This window comes from Paenibacillus sp. CAA11, from assembly GCF_003060825.1.
In the GTDB taxonomy this organism is placed as follows: Bacteria; Bacillota; Bacilli; order Paenibacillales; family Paenibacillaceae; genus Fontibacillus.
Window position 1 is genome coordinate 3,620,001 of the sequence record NZ_CP028922.1, and the last position, 20,218, is coordinate 3,640,218.

At 47.7% G+C, this 20,218-nt stretch carries 22 protein-coding genes, 1 rRNA gene and 1 other annotated feature (1 of these 24 running past the window's edge); all 23 genes read right to left on the reverse strand.

The window, feature by feature from the left end:
* Positions 1 to 270, reverse strand: a 16S ribosomal RNA gene (locus tag DCC85_RS16930) (it extends 1,286 nt beyond the left edge of the window).
* Between the two features lie 363 nt (positions 271 to 633).
* The gene (locus DCC85_RS23675) at positions 634 to 2,184 is read right to left on the reverse strand and encodes a LysM peptidoglycan-binding domain-containing protein (protein ID WP_108466632.1); all 1,551 of its coding nucleotides are present in this window, start codon (positions 2,182 to 2,184) and stop codon (positions 634 to 636) included.
* Positions 2,185 to 2,369: 185 nt separating this feature from the next.
* Entirely contained in the window at positions 2,370 to 3,251 is an 882-nt protein-coding gene (gene ilvE / locus DCC85_RS16940; RefSeq protein WP_108466633.1) for a branched-chain-amino-acid transaminase, read from the reverse strand.
* A 5-nt stretch (positions 3,252 to 3,256) separates the two neighbouring features.
* Positions 3,257 to 4,132: a prephenate dehydratase gene (gene pheA / locus DCC85_RS16945; RefSeq protein ID WP_108466634.1), complete on the reverse strand. Its 876-nt coding sequence runs from the start codon at positions 4,130 to 4,132 to the stop codon at positions 3,257 to 3,259.
* Positions 4,133 to 4,168: 36 nt separating this feature from the next.
* The gene (gene thrB / locus DCC85_RS16950) at positions 4,169 to 5,113 is read right to left on the reverse strand and encodes a homoserine kinase (protein ID WP_108466635.1); all 945 of its coding nucleotides are present in this window, start codon (positions 5,111 to 5,113) and stop codon (positions 4,169 to 4,171) included.
* Positions 5,110 to 6,180 (reverse strand): threonine synthase, encoded by a 1,071-nt coding sequence (thrC, locus tag DCC85_RS16955; RefSeq protein ID WP_108466636.1) that lies wholly within the window; start codon positions 6,178 to 6,180, stop codon positions 5,110 to 5,112. The genes thrB and thrC overlap by 4 nt, the downstream gene beginning before the upstream one ends.
* A 71-nt stretch (positions 6,181 to 6,251) precedes the next feature.
* Complete coding sequence (locus DCC85_RS16960) at positions 6,252 to 7,538, reverse strand: homoserine dehydrogenase (protein WP_108466637.1); 1,287 nt, start codon at positions 7,536 to 7,538, stop codon at positions 6,252 to 6,254.
* A gap of 38 nt (positions 7,539 to 7,576) precedes the next feature.
* Positions 7,577 to 8,014: an ACT domain-containing protein gene (locus DCC85_RS16965; RefSeq protein ID WP_108466638.1), complete on the reverse strand. Its 438-nt coding sequence runs from the start codon at positions 8,012 to 8,014 to the stop codon at positions 7,577 to 7,579.
* Positions 8,015 to 8,177: 163 nt separating this feature from the next.
* Positions 8,178 to 9,491, reverse strand: a complete 1,314-nt coding sequence (obgE, locus tag DCC85_RS16970; RefSeq protein WP_108466639.1) for a GTPase ObgE — start codon at positions 9,489 to 9,491, stop codon at positions 8,178 to 8,180.
* Positions 9,482 to 10,243 (reverse strand): Spo0B domain-containing protein, encoded by a 762-nt coding sequence (locus DCC85_RS16975; RefSeq protein ID WP_108466640.1) that lies wholly within the window; start codon positions 10,241 to 10,243, stop codon positions 9,482 to 9,484. The genes obgE and DCC85_RS16975 overlap by 10 nt, the downstream gene beginning before the upstream one ends.
* A gap of 156 nt (positions 10,244 to 10,399) precedes the next feature.
* Positions 10,400 to 10,711 (reverse strand): 50S ribosomal protein L27, encoded by a 312-nt coding sequence (rpmA, locus tag DCC85_RS16980; protein WP_108466641.1) that lies wholly within the window; start codon positions 10,709 to 10,711, stop codon positions 10,400 to 10,402.
* Between the two features lie 19 nt (positions 10,712 to 10,730).
* Positions 10,731 to 11,063: a ribosomal-processing cysteine protease Prp gene (locus DCC85_RS16985; protein ID WP_108466642.1), complete on the reverse strand. Its 333-nt coding sequence runs from the start codon at positions 11,061 to 11,063 to the stop codon at positions 10,731 to 10,733.
* A 12-nt stretch (positions 11,064 to 11,075) separates the two neighbouring features.
* Positions 11,076 to 11,387: a 50S ribosomal protein L21 gene (gene rplU, locus DCC85_RS16990; RefSeq protein WP_108466643.1), complete on the reverse strand. Its 312-nt coding sequence runs from the start codon at positions 11,385 to 11,387 to the stop codon at positions 11,076 to 11,078.
* A 12-nt stretch (positions 11,388 to 11,399) separates the two neighbouring features.
* Positions 11,400 to 11,483, reverse strand: a sequence feature (ribosomal protein L21 leader region).
* Between the two features lie 64 nt (positions 11,484 to 11,547).
* A complete protein-coding gene (locus tag DCC85_RS16995) occupies positions 11,548 to 12,768 on the reverse strand; it encodes an Rne/Rng family ribonuclease (RefSeq protein WP_108466644.1) in 1,221 nt (406 codons plus the stop codon).
* 65 nt (positions 12,769 to 12,833) lie between these two features.
* Positions 12,834 to 13,679 (reverse strand): M50 family metallopeptidase, encoded by an 846-nt coding sequence (locus DCC85_RS17000; protein ID WP_234414215.1) that lies wholly within the window; start codon positions 13,677 to 13,679, stop codon positions 12,834 to 12,836.
* On the reverse strand, positions 13,672 to 14,496 hold the full coding sequence (locus DCC85_RS17005; protein ID WP_108466645.1) for a M23 family metallopeptidase: 825 nt from the start codon (positions 14,494 to 14,496) through the stop codon (positions 13,672 to 13,674). The genes DCC85_RS17000 and DCC85_RS17005 overlap by 8 nt, the downstream gene beginning before the upstream one ends.
* Before the next feature lie 158 nt (positions 14,497 to 14,654).
* The gene (minD, locus tag DCC85_RS17010) at positions 14,655 to 15,452 is read right to left on the reverse strand and encodes a septum site-determining protein MinD (RefSeq protein WP_108466646.1); all 798 of its coding nucleotides are present in this window, start codon (positions 15,450 to 15,452) and stop codon (positions 14,655 to 14,657) included.
* 2 nt (positions 15,453 to 15,454) lie between these two features.
* Positions 15,455 to 16,117 (reverse strand): septum site-determining protein MinC, encoded by a 663-nt coding sequence (gene minC / locus DCC85_RS17015; RefSeq protein WP_108466647.1) that lies wholly within the window; start codon positions 16,115 to 16,117, stop codon positions 15,455 to 15,457.
* Between the two features lie 74 nt (positions 16,118 to 16,191).
* Positions 16,192 to 16,722, reverse strand: a complete 531-nt coding sequence (gene mreD, locus DCC85_RS17020) for a rod shape-determining protein MreD (RefSeq protein WP_108466648.1) — start codon at positions 16,720 to 16,722, stop codon at positions 16,192 to 16,194.
* Positions 16,722 to 17,600, reverse strand: coding sequence for a rod shape-determining protein MreC (gene mreC, locus DCC85_RS17025; protein WP_108466649.1), 879 nt, complete (start codon positions 17,598 to 17,600; stop codon positions 16,722 to 16,724). The genes mreD and mreC overlap by 1 nt, the downstream gene beginning before the upstream one ends.
* A gap of 51 nt (positions 17,601 to 17,651) precedes the next feature.
* On the reverse strand, positions 17,652 to 18,686 hold the full coding sequence (locus tag DCC85_RS17030) for a rod shape-determining protein (protein WP_108466650.1): 1,035 nt from the start codon (positions 18,684 to 18,686) through the stop codon (positions 17,652 to 17,654).
* 61 nt (positions 18,687 to 18,747) lie between these two features.
* On the reverse strand, positions 18,748 to 19,437 hold the full coding sequence (radC, locus tag DCC85_RS17035; protein ID WP_108466651.1) for a RadC family protein: 690 nt from the start codon (positions 19,435 to 19,437) through the stop codon (positions 18,748 to 18,750).
* Positions 19,438 to 19,565: 128 nt separating this feature from the next.
* Positions 19,566 to 20,183, reverse strand: coding sequence for a Maf family protein (locus DCC85_RS17040; RefSeq protein ID WP_442789547.1), 618 nt, complete (start codon positions 20,181 to 20,183; stop codon positions 19,566 to 19,568).
* Positions 20,184 to 20,218: the final 35 nt, after the last annotated feature.

A 20,218-nucleotide genomic window follows, 5' to 3' on the forward strand; every position in this document is an offset into this window, starting at 1 on the left:
CCCCACCAACTAGCTAATGCGCCGCAGGCCCATCCGTAAGTGACAGATTGCTCCGTCTTTCCCAAATCCCTCATGCGAGGAACTTGTGTATCCGGTATTAGCTACCGTTTCCGGTAGTTATCCCAGTCTTACAGGCAGGTTGCCTACGTGTTACTCACCCGTCCGCCGCTAAGTTATTCAGAAGCAAGCTTCTAAATAACTCCGCTCGACTTGCATGTATTAGGCACGCCGCCAGCGTTCGTCCTGAGCCAGGATCAAACTCTCCAATAAAGGTAAAGCTTGTGACTCATTTTGAAACTGACGAGAAAGGATCGAATTTCAAATCGAGATGGATTTGAAATTCATCCGTTAATTCTCATTTATATCTCACTCGTTGTTCAGTTTTCAAAGATCAAACTTCCTTGTCGTTCGCTGTGTTTCAGCGGCGACTTAAATAATATAACACATCCACAAATGATGTGCAATACTTTTTTTAAAAAAAGTTATAAATGCATGATTAGCTTATCTAAATTAGCTGGTATGCAGACTATTTTACTCTTCTGTCTTACTCTTCTGTCTTACTCTTAATCCTGGTCTAGGTAAATAAGAAAAGCAGGCGAGAGCTAAAGCTCAGCCTGCTTCTACAAAATTCACTTATTCGTTAATCCATGGGTTCTGACGTACTTTTTGTTTTGGTTGCGGTGCCCGGTCTTTTTTTCCCGTTTTATTCTTGGTCTTCTTCTCAGGCACATAACCCGATACATTTCCTTGATCCTCCGCCTCCACACCTTCGTCCGCAGCATTCATCATTGCCGAATCAGTCTCCTCTGCTTGCGTTCCCTCTTCCTCCCGAATTGAAGGTTCGTATCCCAGAGCTCCTAACGGCATGCTCGGAACTTCATAGGAAGGCTGCTGTGGATAATATGGTGGTGCTTCAGCCCCAGGATAGTAAGGGGGATATGACGGATACGAGGAATAAGAAGGATATTCTTCCCGATAATAATAAGGAGGCATAGCATTTGCAGAGTACATAGGTTGTTGGGCATATAGATAAGAAGGATCAGCGTGCTGGCCGCAGGACTGGCAATTTGGCCACACGGGTGCTGGCGCTGTGTAAATTGGCTGCGTATGTGGATAGCTCGGATTATAACTTTCATAAGGAGATTGGAGATTCATAGCTGGATAAGCAGGTGAATAGGCTTCTTTATGCGGATCTGCTGCTCCCCATGGCTGATAATACATCTCTTCTCCATAGTTCTGGGCATAAGGATGAGAAGGATGAGGCGGGCACGGTTCTTCCTTCATTTCTCCCCCCACTCCATAATTGGGAAAAGGAGTAATTCCCGGATAATCTCCCACCAGCGATTCTACTGACGGTAAAGTGCTCTCATATGGTAGTTGAGGAAGCTCATAAGGAGCGCTTACTTTCTGGGCTTCCACCGACTGTTGATAGAACAGATCATGGTGTGGCGACTTGTACTTATCCGAGCAACCGCACGGCTTCTCCGTCTTAACAGGCTGCGGCTGCGGCACATACTCTGGGACTGGAACATACTCTGGAACATAGGAGAAAACAGGCGGTTTCTCTACATTAATCTCTGTATACTCTACCTCCACATGGTACTGGGGCATCACCGGAGTTACCGGGACTTCCTGTACAGGCTCAACAGGTGCTGGCTGGGGAGCTGGAACGGGTATAGGCACCTCAGATTTCGGAGCTGATGGCGGTGCCTCAGGCGTTACCGGAACCGGAGGGGGGGCAGGCATTGTCGTCTCTGGCTTAGGAGCGGTGTTCTTCTTGCCAGATTCTGATGCAGCATAATATACGCCGCTTTGTTCCGCCGATTGACTCTCATTCAGAAGTTGACCCGGAACCCCTGCCGGTATGTTTACGGTCTCACCGACCAGCAAGGCATTCGGATTTTTAAGCTGAGGGTTGGCGGCAATTAAAGTTTGCAGAGGAACCCCCCACGCTTTTGATAACTTCCAAAGTGTATCTCCCTGTTTCACTACATGCTTATGAAGAACCCCCTCTCCTCCTTCTACCGGTACAGCAGCCGTTGGAATCTTGATCTTGTCTCCAATGGTAAGCTCATTCGGATCAGTAAGCTGCGGATTAGCGGCAATGATCTTATCCAGCGGGACATTATACTTCTGGGACAGTACATACAAAGTATCTCCCTGCTTCACCATGTGTATTTTCACGCGGCAAAAACCTCCTAATTTCTACTTCGGGCCGTGATATCCGCCCGTCACCTATTGATACATCCTATGCACTAGCCCGGAAATTGTTATCTAATTTCAGCAAAAATTAATTTGCCTCACATATAAAAGAACCCAAATTCTCTGCTTAGAGAACTTGGGCTCTTGAATTCATATACGATATACTATTATTCAAATACCTTTAATCCGTCTTGATTCACAATGCTGCGAAACTCTTCGAGCAGCTTCAATGTTATAGGACCAGCCTGGCCTTGGCCAATAATACGTCCATCTACCTCACGTACCGCGATAACCTCTGCTGCTGTTCCCGTCAAGAACACCTCATCTGCAACGTATACATCATGCAATGTGAACGGTTCTTCTTTGAGCTTGTACCCTTTTTTCTCACAAATTTCAATGATTGCCTGACGAGTAATTCCTTCAAGTGCACCGAGGTAGCATGGTGGCGTAGTAATCACGCCGTTCTTAACAATAAAAATATTGTCCCCGGAGCCTTCTGTGACATACCCTTGGGCATTCAGCATGATCGCTTCACCTGCTCCAGATAGGTTGGACTGAATTTTCACAAGGATATTATTCAAGTAGTTTAGCGACTTGATCTTCGGATTGAGTGCATCCGGAATATTACGGCGAGTAGATACAGACACAGTCTTCAATCCAACCCGGTAGGCTTCCTCTGAATAGATTGCAAGCTGCTCTGCAATGATAATCACTGTAGGCTTCGAACAGCGAGTAGGATCTAATCCCAGATTCCCCGGACCGCGGGAGACGATTAACCGGATATACCCGTCTCGCAGCTCATTGCGGCGAAGGGTCTCCACAAGCGCGTCTTCCATTTCTTGATAAGAGAGCGGTATTTCAAGCATAATTGATTTTGCCGAATCATACAGACGATCAAGATGTTCTTTACATTTGAAAATATTACCGCTATAGATGCGAATTCCTTCAAATATTCCATCACCGTACAAGAAGCCATGATCATATACCGAAACTGTGGCTTTATCCTTCGTTACATATTGACCATCCAAATAGATCCACTGCTCTGCCATTATGACTACACCTCCGAATTATGTTCCTCGTAAGTATAACTGGGATAGGAACCCAGTATGCGAACCTGACATCCTAAAGCTTCAATCTCACCTATCGCTGAAGCCAGCAGAATAGAATCCACAGATTCAAGTACATCCATTGTAAAATAATAACTGCCCAATTGCTTCTTGGTTGGTCTAGACTCAATCCTCGACAAATTCAGCTTGCGCCAGGCAAAAGCCGAGAGCACTTGATGAAGGGCGCCCGGAAAATCAGAAGGAAGTGTAATTAGAACACTTGTCTTAGGAGTTCCGGACTTCAGCAATTCAAGCTTCGACGGGCCAATCAGCACAAAGCGGGTGAAATTATTACTATGATCTGTTACCTTTTGCGCCAAAATATCCAACCCATGCTCCTTAGCTCCAAGTGCGGTGCCAACAGCTGTCCATCCTCTGCCCGGATTCAACTTGACCATCTCAATCGCTTCGGCCGTACTCCCGACGTTCTCCAACTCTGCCTGCGGCATGTGCTGTCTTATAAATTGCTGGCACTGAGCCATAGCAACAGGATGAGAAAGCACCCGGGTCACTCCGGAGAAGTTGTCCCCAGCTTGCTGGAGCTCTTCTCTTCGCCCTATAAGGTTCTGGATTGAAGGATACACCCACTCCACCTGCATAGGTACATCGACTTCGTGAACCAGCCAATCCATATGCAGGCTAACCGAGCCCTCAATAGTATTCTCTACGGGAATGACACTATAATCCGCCTCTTTGTTAACCACAGATTGAAATACATCGGATATTTGCTTATAGTGCTTGAGCTCAACTGGCTCTTCTCCAAATAAGTACAGAACTGCTTCATGGGACACTGTCCCCTTCGGCAGCAGTGCAATTCGCTTCATGTAACTTCCCCTTTTGTAAAGTACGGACAGATTATCTCATTCTCCAAACCCGGCAGCTTCCTTAACCGTAAGCTCCCGTACCCCTTCACGGCAGGGATCAAGCCACATTGTCTGAGCCTCAATCTTATGCTGAGCCAGTACTTCACTAAGGAAAGACTCCAGCTCAGGCTTGTGGACAGAATTGCGATCCATCAATGCTAGCAGTGTTGGCCCTGCTCCGCTTAATGCCGCCCCGAGCGCACCATGTGCGACTGCTTCTCGCAATATTTGCCCCATCCCTGGGATCAATTCTGAACGGTAGGACTGATGAAGTCGATCCTGCATCGCCTCCCTGATCAGATCAAGCCTCCCCGCGCTTAAGGCTGCCGTGAGGAGTGAAGCACGGCTTACATTAAAGACCGCGTCTGCCATAGACACGCTTCGAGGAAGTGCCTCACGCGCTTTAACTGTAGACAGGTGGAAGGCTGGAATAGCAACCAACACCTCCAAATCAGCCGGAGGCTCAATACGCAAACATTCTGCATGCTGGCCGTCCCAGACGGCGGTGACAATCCCTCCGTACAGCGAAGCACCGACATTATCGGGATGCTTCTCGAGTGCAGTCGCCATATCAAAGAGCTTGCTGTCCGGAAGAGGACGCCCAATAAGCGCATTGGCAGCATACATTCCACCAACGATCGCCGATGCGCTGCTTCCAAGCCCGCGGGTTAGAGGAATGTCCGAGCGCATGGAAATCTCAAGCTCAGGTACGGATTGACCAGCTTCCTCAAAAACCATCTGTGCTACCTCGTAGATCAGATTTGTCTTGTCTCTGGGAATCCCCTGCATGCCGTCACCAGACGGAAGTATTACTGTAGCTTCTGCAGGCTTCATCTCAATGTAAGCATACAAGGATAACGCCATACCAAGCGTATCAAACCCGGGTCCGAGGTTGGCCGTGCTTGCCGGAACTTTAATACGAACCCCTTGTTCTAATATCATACGCCCGTACCTTCGAGTTTGGCAATGGCGCTCAAGACAGCCTCTTCAGTATCTTCAACTACAATGGGTTCTCCTCCGATGCTTTGAATCGCAATGTTAGGATCCTTCAGTCCATGGCCTGTCAGTACACAGACAACAGTCTCTCCACCTTTGAAGTAGCCTTCCCGTTTCAGCTTATACACTCCTGCAACAGAGGCCGCGGAGGCCGGCTCTGCAAAGATTCCTTCCCTAGCAGCGATGGTTCGGTAAGCACTCAGAATTTGTTCATCGGTAACATAATTAATTTGACCGCCAGACTCTTCAGCAGCCGCTACTGCCGTCTTCCAGCTTGCTGGATTACCGATCCGAATGGCCGTAGCCACGGTTTCCGGTTCGAGAATAGGCTCACCTTTTACAATCGCCATGGCCCCTTCTGCTTCAAACCCAACCATGCGAGGTAAAGAACTAATCTTGCCATGCTGATGGTACTCTTTAAATCCTTTCCAGTAAGCTGAAATATTACCTGCATTCCCAACAGGTATAGCCAATACGTCGGGGGCCTGGCCTAGCTGGTCGCATACTTCAAAGGCCGCAGTCTTTTGACCCTCAATCCGGTATGGATTGACCGAATTAACTAATGTAATCGGGTGCTTAGCAGTGATCTCTCTAACAATTTCCAATGCCCGGTCAAAATTGCCTTCGATCGCAATCACCTTGGCTCCATAGATCATCGCCTGGGCAAGCTTGCCAAGGGCAATATTATTATTAGGAATTAGCACGATACAGTTTAGGCCGGATCTGGCTGCATAAGCTGCCGCAGCTGCCGAAGTGTTGCCCGTGGAGGCACACATAATAGTCCGGCTTCCTTCCTCAATGGCCTTTGCCACCGCCATAACCATACCACGGTCTTTAAATGAGCCTGTAGGATTAAGCCCCTCATATTTAAAATATAAATTAATGCCAAGCTCTTCAGATAGATGCTGAGCATGAACAAGCGGTGTGTTCCCTTCCTGAAGCGTCAGCATCGGTGTATGTTCAGTAACCGGAAGATATTGTTTGTAAGTTTGCAGTAGACCTTGGTATCTCATAGACGTTGACTCCTTTATTGTTAATTCAAAGACAGGTTGTTATTGAATATGATCAGAAAATTACAAGGGAGTTACCCTTCTACACGGTATACACTCTTAATGCGCCGTATGACCTGTAAGCCTTCAAAATGTTGAAGCACCTTATCCATACTTGCCTTGCTTGCGTCATGTGTAACAATCATGATCTCAGCTCCTGGATTCTGCTCATTTGGCGTCTGGACAACAGAAGCAAGGCTCACTTCATATTCTGCGAATACTTGAGTGATTTGAGCCAATACCCCGGCCTTATCATCTACTTGAAGAAGAATAAAATTCTTATAGCTAATCTGATCGTCAGATTTCAGTTTCTTCTCTTTATAAGGCACAATCGCCTTCAATCCGTTAACTCCGAGCTTCAAATTTTTGACCACGGCCACCAAATCCGCTACAACTGAAGTCGCTGTGGGCATTTCTCCTGCACCCGCACCATAGAACATTGTCTCTCCCACGGCTTCGCCATGTACATATACGGCATTAAAGACTCCGTTGACAGCTGCAATTGGATGGCTTTGTTTTACCATAGTAGGCTGTACACTGATGGCGACTGCATCGTCCTGACGTTCGGCAATCCCCAGCAGCTTGAGTTCATAGCCGAGCTGCTTCGCATAAGCGATGTCTTCTTTGGAGACGCCAGATATTCCCCGAACACCTACATCCTTCAGCTCAACATCTGTGCGAAAGCCCAACGTTCCAAGGATAGCCATTTTACGCGCTGCATCCAAACCTTCTACGTCCGAAGTCGGATCGGCTTCCGCATATCCGAGGTCCTGAGCCTCCTTCAGAACATCATCATAGGAAGCTCCTTCCTGGCTCATTTTCGTTAAAATATAGTTGGTTGTGCCGTTTACTATTCCCATGATTTTCGTGATGCGATCCGAAGAGAAGCCTTCGATTAACGTCCGAATGATCGGAATTCCACCAGCTACACTAGCTTCATAGAATACGTCGCACTGCTTCTCCTGCGCTTTAGCCAAAATCTCGCTGCCATGCAGTGCCATTAGGTCCTTATTGGCGGTAACAATATGCTTTCCCCGCTCCAGGGCTTCAAGCAAGTAAGTCTTGGTATGTTCAATGCCTCCCATGACTTCAACAATGACATCAATCTCAGGATCCCGGATAACCTCCCAAGGATCTTCTGTTAGCTTATGAGCATCTACCGCAATATTCCGTTCTTTATAAAGGCTCTTAACCGCTATTCTCTCAATGACAATTGGGGAGCCGACCTGACTGCTTAAATCCTCCTGATGGCCTTCCACAATACGGACAACGCCGGTTCCCACCGTTCCCAATCCAAGCAAACCTACCTTCACTGGTCTCAAATCAAATTCCTCCTTCTATTCCTTTTTTAACAGGTCAGTTAACCCTGGCCCACAATTTGAACCCTCTTAACCCCCTGCACACTCCGCAGCTTATCCAACAAATCATCTAAATCCTCCGTCAAATGGGACGTCTCCACAGAAATAACCACGTTCGCCACTCCTTGCAACGGTATACTCTGGTTGATGGTTAGAACATTCCCGCCAAAGCTGGCTACCAAGGCCAGCACCTGAGACAAAATTCCGGATCTGTGCTCCAAATCAAATGAAACTGTAACAATTCGGTCCCGCTCCAGCTGATTAAGCTGATGGATTCCATCCTTGTATTTATAAAAAGCACTGCGGCTGAGTCCCACTTGCTCGACAGCTTCATGAACCGTCCTAACGCTGCCAGCAGCCAGCAGCTGCTTTACCTGAAGCGTCTTAACTACGGCTTCGGGCAAAATATCTTCACGTACTAAATAATAACGTTCCCGCACAAACGTCCTCTCCTTAAAGACTGTTGTTTTTATATAGTGGACATTATAACGGAAACCTGACATAGTAGCAACAAAAATCTGATTAACACTTATTAGGGGCTATAAATAAAAAAAGAGCGGCCCGTAAGTCTATGGCTATCCAAAGACTTCGGGCACACTCTTATTAATAATAGTAACTGCTTCCTTCTACAAACTCGAACTCAAAGTCGCCGATCCGGACAATCGTGCCATCTACGGCTCCGCGTTTCCGCAATGCTTCATCAATGCCCATATGGCGCATCGTTCTCGCCAGCTTAAGAATGGCGTCATGCGAGTTCAGCTGCATACGCTTCATCATCCGCTCGATACGTGGACTCGATACGATAAATGATTCATTCTCCCGGGTAATCGTGAAGGAATTGTCTTCCTTGCGGTCAAGCTTGTAGATCTTTCTTTCTTCCAGTTCTGTAACTTCCTCAATAGCCGGTGCCTCTGGGATTTCATCCAGCATATCCGCTGCCCGGTATAGAAGCTCTTGAACCCCCTGGCGAGTTAACGAGGAGATTGGCATGATCTCCAAATCTGGCCTTACCTCCGCTATCTTCTTCTTGAACTCTTCCAAGTGTTCTGGCGCTTCTGGCATATCCATCTTATTCGCAGCTACAATCTGTGGCCTATTCTCCAAGTCCGCATTATAAAGCTTGAGCTCTTCGTTAATTTTCTGCCAGTCCTCGAAGGGCTCCCGGCCTTCAGAGCCTGCCATATCCACAACATGAATAATCAGGCGGGTACGTTCAACATGCCGAAGAAATTCATGTCCCAGACCAACGCCTTCGTGGGCGCCTTCAATAAGGCCCGGCAGGTCTGCCATCACAAAGCTGCGGCCTTCACTAACATCCACAACTCCAAGGTTTGGCGTGATGGTTGTAAAGTGGTAAGCCCCGATTTTAGGCTGGGCAGCAGATACAACAGAGAGAAGTGTGGATTTACCTACGCTAGGAAAGCCTACAAGCCCTACGTCCGCCATTACTTTCAGTTCTAGGATAATCCAGCGTTCTTCTCCTTCTTCTCCGTTCTCTGCTAGCTCCGGAGCCGGATTGTTAGGCGTGGCGAACCGGATGTTGCCTCTTCCTCCACGGCCTCCACGAGCGACCACCACCTGCTGTCCATGACGGGTCATATCCGCTAAAACTTCCTGGGTCTCCTCATCGATAATAACTGTTCCCGGCGGGATGCGGACAATCATATGCTCAGCGTTAGCACCGTGCTGACTCTTGTTGCGTCCTTTATCCCCACGCTTAGCCTTAAAGTGGCGCTGATAGCGAAAGTCCATCAATGTGCGTAGACCTTCATCCACTCGGAAAATTACATTTCCGCCTTTGCCGCCGTCTCCACCGGCAGGCCCGCCTTCCGGCACATATTTCTCACGGCGAAAGGATACGATTCCATCCCCGCCGTCTCCGCCTTTAACATAAATTTTCGCTTTATCTACAAACATGCTTTCACCTCATTTGGATTCACGCAGGGCATGCGAAGCTCGTAACCGTTTGCCTCGGAGGCTTTACAAGCATAGATATGCTTTCCTCTCAGCGCCTCTTCGATATTTTGCCACAGCGTATCTGGGTTGCTATGAGTTCCTTCCTGTTCGAAACGGATCACCGCTTCGCCTCCTTCCCGGTAAATGGACAGATCAAGCTTTAGGGATTCACCCCAGGAAGCTCTTCCCGCATACTGAAATATTCGAATCATATCCATGACCGCTTCTGTCAGCTCATCCGCGACCTGCTGATCCAGAAGGCTGCCTAGTGATAGCTCGTCCTCAATGTGTGTATCCAGCTGTACCGACTTGTTCATTTCCCGGAAAGACTGCAAATAATAAACTAAAGAAGGGACGCCGAGCTTTGATATTTTACTTTCTTCCGCCATCCGTGCTTTTATTCTTTCCACAGATTGAATCAGTTTATCATGCTTTCCTAATCTAATGTATCCATAAAGAATCTGAAGGTCATTCATCCAGTCGTGACGGTGATGTCCAAGTGTTGCCGATGCTGTGCGCTGCAGGGATTCCATCAAGAGATGCTTCTCCCTTTCATGCTGTACCTTTACATACTTCAGATAACCCGCAATAACAGCTAGTACCCACAGGATAAGAACAAGGTGCAGAATCAAGACTCGATTAAAATAAAAAAGCACCAGAGGAGCAGCCAGCAACACTGCGGCCGCGATCGTCACCGTTTTACGATCATTCATGAATTTCCATTCCTCTTCCTATATTAAACTCATTCCTTTGACATCCTTACCCAGTATATCACAAACTGCCTCTTTAAAGGTCAATCAATCCTTCATACTCAAAAGAGCCCACGGCACGCGGCCGTGGGCTCTGGGCTAACAAATATAGCAGAAGTCTTACGCTTCTACAGTTGCCGCTACAGGAGCGACTTCAACCGGGTATACGCTAACTTTCTTACGGTCGCGTCCCCAACGTTCAAATTTAACAACACCATCCACTTTTGCAAACAGGGTGTCATCTTTACCGATGCCCACGTTTGTACCAGGGTGAATCTTAGTGCCGCGTTGACGCACAAGAATGCTGCCACCAGTAACGACTTGTCCGTCAGCACGCTTTACGCCAAGGCGCTTCGCAATACTGTCACGACCGTTCTTTGTGGAACCTACACCCTTTTTGGATGCGAATAGCTGAAGGTCCAATTTCAACATGGTTAGCCAACCTCCTTCTTTAATTGATTATATCTTTTATCTTCAAATACTTCCCGTATGACAGCTCGATACTTTCCAGCATCACAACAAGTGAGGACAATAACAGTTGAGCTTGCTCCTTAGAAGATCCCGCAGCTGATTCCGGAAGAACCGCACTTAGAAAGCCGTGTTCCATCTCAGAATCCATCTCAATCCCGGTCAACTTCTCAATCGCGTTCACAGTACCTACAGTAACTGCCGATACCCCCGCGCAAACAATGTCTCTACCTCTTTCGGCATAATTGGCATGGCCTTTTACCCGAAAGCCCTCAATAGTCTGATCCGCATTACGCAGTATATTCACGATAATCAATATCGCACCTGCTTACGCTTGGATTTTCTCAATTGTCACCTTCGTGTACGGTTGACGATGACCTTGTTTCTTCTTGTAGTTCTTCTTTGGCTTGTACTTGTAAACGACAACCTTTTGACCTTTGCCGTGACGTTCCACCTTAGCAGTTACACTTGCGCCGGATACCAAAGGAGCACCTGCTACCAAACCGTTATCTTTGGAAACAGCCAATACACGGTCGAAAGTAACGCTCTCTCCGTCCGCTGCGTCCAATTTCTCGATGTAAAGAACATCGCCTTCTTGAACACGGTATTGTTTACCACCAGTTTCAATAATTGCGTACATTGCTTGCACCTCCTCATGTCTCAGACTCGCCTAATCCAGGTGACGCTCCCTATGGATACGTGCTTTACAACCCGATCGGTGCGGTTACAGCATGTGCACAAGCAAAACTTGAGACACATACCAAAGTATAATACCATACGCTCTTCATAAAATCAACTAGTTAACTAAAGTCGTCTCCTGACTCTTCGGAGTGGAGAAGCCGATAGCCCATGCCATCGCGCAATTTCTTGCGAGTGAGTTCCATTAACCCTAACCTGGTCCAGCCCAGAATATGATGCTGTGTACGATCGCTCCGCATGAAATGTTCAAGCTGTCTCTGGACTTCCATGCGGTGCTCTTCCAGCTGCATATCTATAAAATCTATTATAATAATGCCTCCAATATCCCGAACCCTAAGCAATCGAGCAATTTCTTCAGCAGCCTGCAGATTGGTTCGGTAAACTGTATCCTCCAAAGAATCCGTACCGATATACTTTCCTGTATTTACATCAATAACCGTTAAGGCCTCAGTGCGATCCCATATGAGATATCCTCCTCCACGAAGCCATGTTTTCCGCTGGAAATCCTTCTCCAATTGAACCTTAAGCCCATGCGCCTCAAATATCGATGTCTTTCCTTCATATATTCGAATCCGCGGCTTCTCACCGGGCAGCATACTCTCAAGGAACAGCTTAGCTTCCTCTGCCTGCTGCGGAGAGTCCATCACGAGTTCATCCGTTTGCGGGCTATAAGTGTCTCGCATTAAACGCTGCACAATGCTAAGGTCTTGATGCAGCAGCATCGGAGACGAAGCTTCTTCTGCCTTGGTCTGAATTTCTCTCCACTGGCTGCGAAGCTGATCAAGCTCCTCCTTGATCGCCTCCGTGTCCTCTGTTTCAACAACGGTTCTTAAAATGAGGCCCTCCTCTTCAGCCCGCAGGGACTCGCCGATTTGCCGGAGTCTGGTCCGTTCATGCTCAAGGTCAATTTTCTTAGAAACTGCTACATATCCTGCTGTAGGCATATACACGATAAACCGGCCGGGCAGCGAATAATGCGTTGTTACCCTGGCTCCTTTGGTTCCCATAGCTTCCTTTACGACTTGTACAACAATTTCCTGGCCTGTTCTCAAAAGTTTATCAATAGGGGGCTTGAGCTTTGGCTGCTTCTCCAGGTGGGGATGCAGCACGTCATCAATATACAGGAAAGCGTTCTTCTTCTGCCCAATATCGACAAAAGCGGCTTGCATTCCGGGGATCACATTGACAACACGTCCTTTAAAAAAGCTGCCTACGAGCCCTTTGCTGGAGGAATATTCCACCGCATACTCTACAAGCCTTCCATCGACCAGAAGTGCTAGTTCGGTATAGCTAGGGTCGCAGTGCACCATCATCTGCTTCATGATCTCACCTCTGCTTACGCTCTGACAAAAACAATACAAGCCCATTATAACATGCCTTAAACAGATTAAGGCTTGGGCTTGACGGATAAGTATTTTGCAATTAAACGCTGTTCAGGCACGATTGCTACCAAATCCCCTTGGGGATTTAATATGTAGACAAAATGATACTTCTCTCTCTTAAGTAGACGCAGGATTTTGTCCAAAGGTTTCGCGGCATCAGCAACAATAGGTCTGGCTACAGGCAGTGAACCCGTAAGGAAGCGCTCGCGGCTTACCAAAAATCGCAAGAACCGAAAAGGAATATTGCGATGGTCAACAATGTTGGAATAAAGTAAAAAGGTCCCAATCATACATAAATTCAGCTGAACCCCGCCATGATTAGTCAGCGGATAAAGAGCATACAGCAGCACCAATGCACTAAAAAAAACGCTTAAGCGGGATGACCACAGTAAAGAAGCATGGTACGGAACCAAGAGACTGCATAGCGCCTGACAAATCTTTCCTCCATCCAACGGCAGTACCGGCAGCAAATTAAACATAACAAGGATTAAATTTGCCTCGATAAAGTAATCCAAGGAAGAACCGCTCCACAAGCCTAGTGTCTTTAAAAGCAATCCTGCGCCGATCATCCATAAATTTTGCAGGGGCCCGGCAAGTGCAATAACAATTTCTTTGCGTGCGGTTAGATTACCCGAGTCCTCCATAATAGCCACCCCTCCGAAGGGGAGTAATTGAACAGAAATAACGGTCACACCCAGCATCCGCGCTGCCGCAACATGACCTAATTCATGAACAAATACCATTCCAAACAAAGCGAATAGCTCTATAAAGTGCCCCGTCACTACTGAGGCAAGCATAATTATCACAAACAGCGGGTGGAAGGAGATCTTAACTTTAAATAATTTATTCAAGAGAAACCACTTCTGCCGGATCTATATAGTGCTCATTTTTCTTCACGGCAAAATATAACGTATCTGATCCCCCATAATTATCTGCAGGCGAGAGGATTCCGACCTCATCCCCACCTTCCAGCCAGTCCCCCTCCTTGACTGTCACCTCGGTCAGCCGTCCATAGATGGACAGATAATTCCCGCGATGCTGCACCACAACCGTCTTACCGGTATAAGCATCCTCGGTTACTTCAAGAACACGTCCGGTCTCTATGCTCTTCACTTCGATCGGCTGGCTCCAACCCTCCTTTGGGGAAATTTCAACCCCCTTAAGGTTCAGAGCAAACGACTCCGCCACCGTTCCCTCGACCGGTGCTGTAAACGCCAATCCAGCCTGAACCTTCTGCCCTTTGTCCCCCTGCTGATTAAATATAGGAATAAAGACAGGAGAACCCCCAAAGTGCTCTTCATACCAAGCTTCTGCTGCTCTAAAGTCCATTTCTTCTGTTAGCGATTGGGAAATAAAGGCGTGAACTGGCAATGACCAAGCCATGGGATACCGTTGAATAGCAAAGCATGCCCCAAAAATCAGAAAGCTGATAATGGTCTGCAGGAGAAACCTTTTGCCCCAAGTGTATCCTCTGCCTGGCTGTGGCGGATCGGAACTGTCTGAGGACAGAAAGCTATCTTCACGCCATCTGCCCCGCCCTTGCTTCCACAACAGCTCGGGGTCCGGTTCAGGTAATGCTGCCGGAACTACATAAGCACTCTTCTGCTCGTCCAGCCCTTCCTCACGATAATCATCGCGAAATGGAGCTCTGTTTGGTTCATTGTCCACCGCATGTCTCCCCCTTATCCCTGAATGCTAAGGCTTGCTCCCTAGCATTTTATGAGACAGGCCCGGAGAATATGAACAAGCTTCCAGGCATTGCAGGTCAACAAAAAAAGGCCGGCGCTATACTGCACCAGCCAGCCATCCCTATATTTGAATTACAATTACCCACCCATACCAAAAAACTTCTTAAACCGTGAAAAAGCACCTTTTTTCTGATCGAGCACCATTAGTGGAACTGTATCCCCCAAAATTCGGCGAGCAATATTGCGATATGCAATAGCCGCCCTTGAATCCGGGTTCATCACCGTAGGCTCTCCACTGTTAGCTGCTTTAATGACCAATTCATCATCCGGTACAATCCCCACGAGATCAATATTTAGCACCTGAAGAATTTCATCAATATCCAGCATGTCTCCGGACTTCACCATATTTACCTTAATCCGGTTAATCACTAATTTAGGTGAACTGATGTGTGAGCTCTCAAGAAGGCCGATAATTCGATCCGCGTCACGGACAGCCGCATTCTCGGGCGTGGTTACAACAATCGCCTGGTCCGCGCCAGCAATCGCGTTCTTAAAGCCCTGCTCGATTCCGGCTGGACAGTCGATGATCACATATTCAAACTCCTTCTTCAGCTCCAGAATGATATCCCGGACCTGCTCGGGAGAAATCGCATTCTTATCCTTGGTCTGCGCAGCAGGGAGCATATACAGCTCATCAAAGCGCTTATCCTTGACGAGAGCCTGATTAAGCCGGCATCGGCCTTCTGCTACATCAACTAAATCATAAATAATCCGGTTCTCAAGCCCCATCACTACATCCAAATTGCGAAGACCAATATCCGTATCAACCAAGCAGACCTTCTTGCCTAACAGCGCCAGCGCCGTACCAATATTGGCTGAAGTCGTCGTCTTACCGACGCCGCCTTTCCCCGAAGTGACGACAATTGCTTCTCCCATATCTACACCCCTTTGAACACGTTAAAGTCTGGACGAACTCTAACGATGTGGCTAATCTTATCTATTTGCATCGTTCCATCCTTAAGGAATGCAAATTCCATGACAGACTCCCTATTCTCCCATTCGTCCGGCGGTCGGCTGATCACCTCAGCAATACGCAGCTGGGTCGGAGCCAGATGAGAAGCGGCGATGATGGCCGACTCGTCACCATCCATCCCCGCATGAGCCATTCCTCTCAGCGCCCCCATGATAAATATATCTCCTGTACAGGCAATGAGTCCGCCAGGATTAACATCTCCAAGGAACAGAAGATTGCCCTCATGCCGCAGGATTTGTCCGGATCGAACCATCCCGCTCATTGTGAGGAATGTGTCTTGCTGTGTCGCCGAATTCTCCGGCTCATTAGCTTCAACAGATCTAACTAGCAGGTTGCCCTTCTGTCCAAGTATATCAAGCAGCTCAGACTTCTGCTGTTCGGTCACTTCACGCAGGCCCATCTTTACATCAACATGCATTATAGGACCGGTTAAAATATTTTGATGGCTGTACTCCAATTTATAGCGCAGCTCGCTTAGCAGCTCAGAATATTCACATTGATCGTCAAACAGGAAAACCAGGCCATCCTTGATGCCCTTGATCGTCACATGATTCGATTTCACTGTCATTAGCCTGTCCCTCCCTTTAGCTTAATTCGCGCTGGAAGCGGCGATTTCCTTCTTCTGACGCAAATTGTTAAGCTTCAGGCGGCTTCTTCCTTAGAACGACGAACACCTGCATTCTCAAGCCAGCGGCGCAGCGGTACATAAATCGCCAATGCGAATATAAACTGTACGATCATGTTCGGTATCATATGATTGGTAAGTGCCCAATCATAAGTCTGATGGGTTAGCTCGAACAGTCTATAGGTTCCATAGAGTAAAGACTCCAGCAGCAAGCTGCCGATCAGAACAGCAAACATCATGAGCGGAAGCGGTGTTCTCCGGGATTTGAAGATGAGTCCTATCATATAGGCAGAGAAGCCCATAGCAAAAGAGTAAGCTCCTATCATCGATCCATAATATACAACGTCCTGAAGCAGTCCGAACACGAGCCCCAGTACCAAACCACGATGGCGGTTGTCATAGACAGATGCAAACAATATGACCACGAATACTAAATGAGGAATCAGGCGTGTCTGCCATGCTACCGGTATAAGCCAGGGAATAATGGTCCCTTCGACGATGAAGAGGCCAAACAACAATAATATAAGTAGATAACGGCGCTTCTGCATTATTCCGGAGCCTCCGGCGTGATCACTACAAACACGATATCCCAATCAGCAAAAGTCGTAGCCGGCTCAATATAAGCCGTATCCGTCATTCCAAATTCGCCTTTTTGCCGACTTTTAACCGTACCTATCGGAATAAATTTCGGGAATTGGCCGCCAAGCCCAGAGGAAATAACCGTATCTCCCTCTTTCAGAGGATCATCCGTCTTAATCTTCGTCATCACGAAATACCCCGAATCCTGGTCGTAGCTCTCAACCATGCCAAAGGATTTATCCTCCTTACCCTGTACGGTCGCTGCGATTGCATTTGAAGTAGGATCCTTGGAATCCAGCGTAGTGCTCAGTCTAACCGTTGCGGTAAAATTGCTTACCTTGCTGACCGTCCCTACAAGCCCTTTGTCTGTCGTAACAGCCATATCCGGCTTGACGCCGTTTTTGCTGCCAAGATCAATAACCAGCGTACGATTCGTCGGATCGTTACTCACGCTCAGCACATGGGCAATACGATAATCATCGTCCTTGCTCCGTGCTTTCTGCTCCTGGGTGAACCGCAGTCCGTCTTCGAGCTTCTTGATCTGAGCATTCGTATAATTGTACTTGGCCTTATCCCGCGTATAGTGAGCCAAAGCAATCTTAAGCTGTTCGTTTTCCTCTTCGAGATCACGAAGATTAGAAATATCTTCAAAGAAGCCCGCTATATAGCCAGCGGGCTTGTAGAATATATTTTGTACGAATCCGACGGTATCTTTCACGAACTTCTCCGGCCAGGACAACCCGACCCGGGGGCCTACGGTAAAGCCCATGACACCTATAAATAAGATCAGCGCCATTAGCAAGAAAAATAATCTTTTATTCCCCAGAAGTTTAAACAGTATCAACACCCTCTATCGTTACTTTTTCTCTCCCATACCAAGGGCGATTCTCTCTGTAATTTACCGTTTAGAACGATTGGAGGCACCGTTTCTGGACTTGAATAAATGAATATTCTCAAGTGCACGCCCAGTACCGATCGCTACACAATCCAGCGGATTCTCGGCAACAATCACCGGCATTCCGGTCTCACTAGCCAGCAATTTGTCCAGGTTACGCAGCAGGGCACCGCCGCCCGTTAGTACAATACCGCGGTCCATAATATCCGCCGCAAGCTCAGGAGGACATTTCTCTAGAGTAACCTTGACCGCTTCAACCATGGCAGCAACCGTATCGTTAAGCGCCTCAGAAATTTCGTCAGAGGTAATGGAGATCGTCTTCGGCAGACCCGTCACCAGGTCGCGGCCGCGAATTTCCATCGTCTCTACTTGCTCCAGCGGCATCGCCGAGCCAATTTCCATCTTCAGCTGTTCTGCTGTTCTCTCACCGATCATTAAATTATATTGCCGTTTGATGTATTGAATGATTGATTCATCCATTTCATCTCCGGCTACACGAACCGATTTGCTGGTTACGATACCGCCAAGAGAGATCACTGCAACCTCTGTTGTTCCTCCACCGATATCTACTACCATACTGCCGGTCGGCTCCCATACCGGAAGATCGGCTCCAATTGCAGCTGCGAAGGGCTCCTCAATCGTATAGGCCTCTCTCGCGCCAGCCTGCTTTGTAGCGTCTTCTACCGCACGCTGTTCTACCGCCGTTATACCAGACGGGACACATACCATTACGTTCGGATGACGCTGAAAAATTGAACGCTGCTTCTGTGCTTGACGAATAAAATATTTGATCATAGTTGCAGTTGTATCAAAATCGGCAATTACGCCATCTTTCATCGGACGGATCGCACGGATATTGCCAGGCGTTCTGCCGATCATCTTCTTAGCTGATTCTCCCACAGCTACAATATTCTTATTATCTGTATGAATTGCAACCACGGATGGCTCTCTAACAACGATCCCCTTACCGCGGATATATACCAGCGTATTTGCCGTTCCCAAGTCAATTCCCAAATCTTTAGTAAAGCCACCCATCATGCTGTACTCTCCTTTTCTTCTCATAACGCCGCTCTATCGGCATAATATCTGAAATATTATATTACATGAACCCTTGCTCCTTCAAACTTACATATGTTCCGTCTCCGATAACCAAATGATCCAGCACATCAATCCCCACGATTTCTCCCGCTTCACAAAGTCTGCGAGTAATCTGAATATCCTCCTGGCTTGGAGTAGGGTCTCCGCTCGGATGGTTATGAGCGCAAATGACAGCTGCACTGCTGGACTTAATCGCTGCCCGGAACACCTCTCTAGGATGAACAATCGAAGCGTTCAAGCTCCCGATCGATAATGTCTCTTGAGCAATAACATGGTTCTTAGTATTTAGAAACAAGCAAACAAAATGCTCTTTCTGTAGATATCTTAGCTGCTCCATAAGGATGTCTGCAGCATCTCTCGGACTTCGAATGACAGTGGCTTCTGTAGGTGCCGAACGCGCCAGACGGCGTCCGAGCTCTATGCCGGCCTGAAGCTGAATCGCCTTGGCCTCGCCGATGCCCTTCGTTTGCATTAACTCGCTCACACTAAAATCGACGATATTCCGAATACCGCCGCTTCGTGCTAAAAGCCTGTTGGCAACGTGAACGGCTGATTCATGCCGCGTTCCCGTTCTGAGCAATATAGCCAGTAATTCTGCATGGCTAAGCGCACCCGCACCATACCGCATCATGCGTTCTCTTGGACGTTCTTCATGGGGGATATCGCGCAGCAAATAAGATGGCGACTCCATGTTTCATCCTCTTTTCACTAAAATCATAGCATGAGCTGATTGCTGCACAATCTTGGCTGTTAAGACTACGTTTAGCTCGTATAAAAAGTTACACATTTTGCAGTCAAACTTCGAGTCTTTCTGCAATATTATGTTCCAGAATGCGTCAAAACATCATAGCCCATGTCAAGAAGCATGTCTCCAAGCAGCGACAAAGGGAGTCCGACGACATTAAAGTAATCCCCTTCAATTTCGGTGATCAGCATAGCGCCTAATCCCTGAATTGCATAGGCTCCAGCCTTGTCTAAACCCTCACCGCTTTGAGCATAAGCCAGCACTTGCGTTTCTGTCATTGATTTCATGCGAACCTTCGTACTGCGCCAGCGGGTTAAGACTTTACCGGACATTATATCTAAGCAGGAGACACCGGTAAATACGGTATGCTCTCTGCCTTGAAGACTGCGAATCATCGAAGCGGCCTCCTGCACATCCTTCGGTTTCCCGAGAATGTCACTATCTCGGACAACGACCGTATCGCTGCCGATAATGATCCCGTCTGTCTGGTGTGGAGCAAGCTTGCCCAGAACGGCCTTTGCTTTACGCTGCGCCAGCTCGGATACCACCTCTTGAGGGCTCCATTCAGCAGGCGTATCTTCATTCGCATCACTCGGAATGATGTCAAATTCGATGCGCAGGCCAGCCAAGAGCTCCTGTCTTCGAGGAGAGGTAGAAGCAAGTATAATTGTTTTGCGACTGTTTTGTTCCAAGTTAATTGCTCCTTTGCCGAGAATGCCTTGGGCAT

Bases quoted from the DNA above. Each gene is read 5' to 3' on its own strand.
- pheA (WP_108466634.1), bottom strand. From the start codon at position 4,132: ATGAAGCGAATTGCACTGCTGCCGAAGGGGACAGTGTCCCATGAAGCA.
- DCC85_RS16995 (WP_108466644.1), bottom strand. From the start codon at position 12,768: ATGAAGCAGATGATGGTGCACTGCGACCCTAGCTATACCGAACTAGCA.
- minC (WP_108466647.1), bottom strand. From the start codon at position 16,117: ATGACAGTGAAATCGAATCATGTGACGATCAAGGGCATCAAGGATGGC.
- obgE (WP_108466639.1), bottom strand. From the start codon at position 9,491: ATGTTTGTAGATAAAGCGAAAATTTATGTTAAAGGCGGAGACGGCGGG.
- ilvE (WP_108466633.1), bottom strand. From the start codon at position 3,251: ATGGCAGAGCAGTGGATCTATTTGGATGGTCAATATGTAACGAAGGAT.
- rpmA (WP_108466641.1), bottom strand. From the start codon at position 10,711: ATGTTGAAATTGGACCTTCAGCTATTCGCATCCAAAAAGGGTGTAGGT.
- thrB (WP_108466635.1), bottom strand. From the start codon at position 5,113: ATGATATTAGAACAAGGGGTTCGTATTAAAGTTCCGGCAAGCACGGCC.
- rplU (WP_108466643.1), bottom strand. From the start codon at position 11,387: ATGTACGCAATTATTGAAACTGGTGGTAAACAATACCGTGTTCAAGAA.
- radC (WP_108466651.1), bottom strand. From the start codon at position 19,437: ATGGAGTCGCCATCTTATTTGCTGCGCGATATCCCCCATGAAGAACGT.
- mreD (WP_108466648.1), bottom strand. From the start codon at position 16,722: ATGCAGAAGCGCCGTTATCTACTTATATTATTGTTGTTTGGCCTCTTC.
- DCC85_RS16975 (WP_108466640.1), bottom strand. From the start codon at position 10,243: ATGAATGATCGTAAAACGGTGACGATCGCGGCCGCAGTGTTGCTGGCT.
- DCC85_RS17030 (WP_108466650.1), bottom strand. From the start codon at position 18,686: ATGATGGGTGGCTTTACTAAAGATTTGGGAATTGACTTGGGAACGGCA.
- thrC (WP_108466636.1), bottom strand. From the start codon at position 6,180: ATGAGATACCAAGGTCTACTGCAAACTTACAAACAATATCTTCCGGTT.
- minD (WP_108466646.1), bottom strand. From the start codon at position 15,452: ATGGGAGAAGCAATTGTCGTCACTTCGGGGAAAGGCGGCGTCGGTAAG.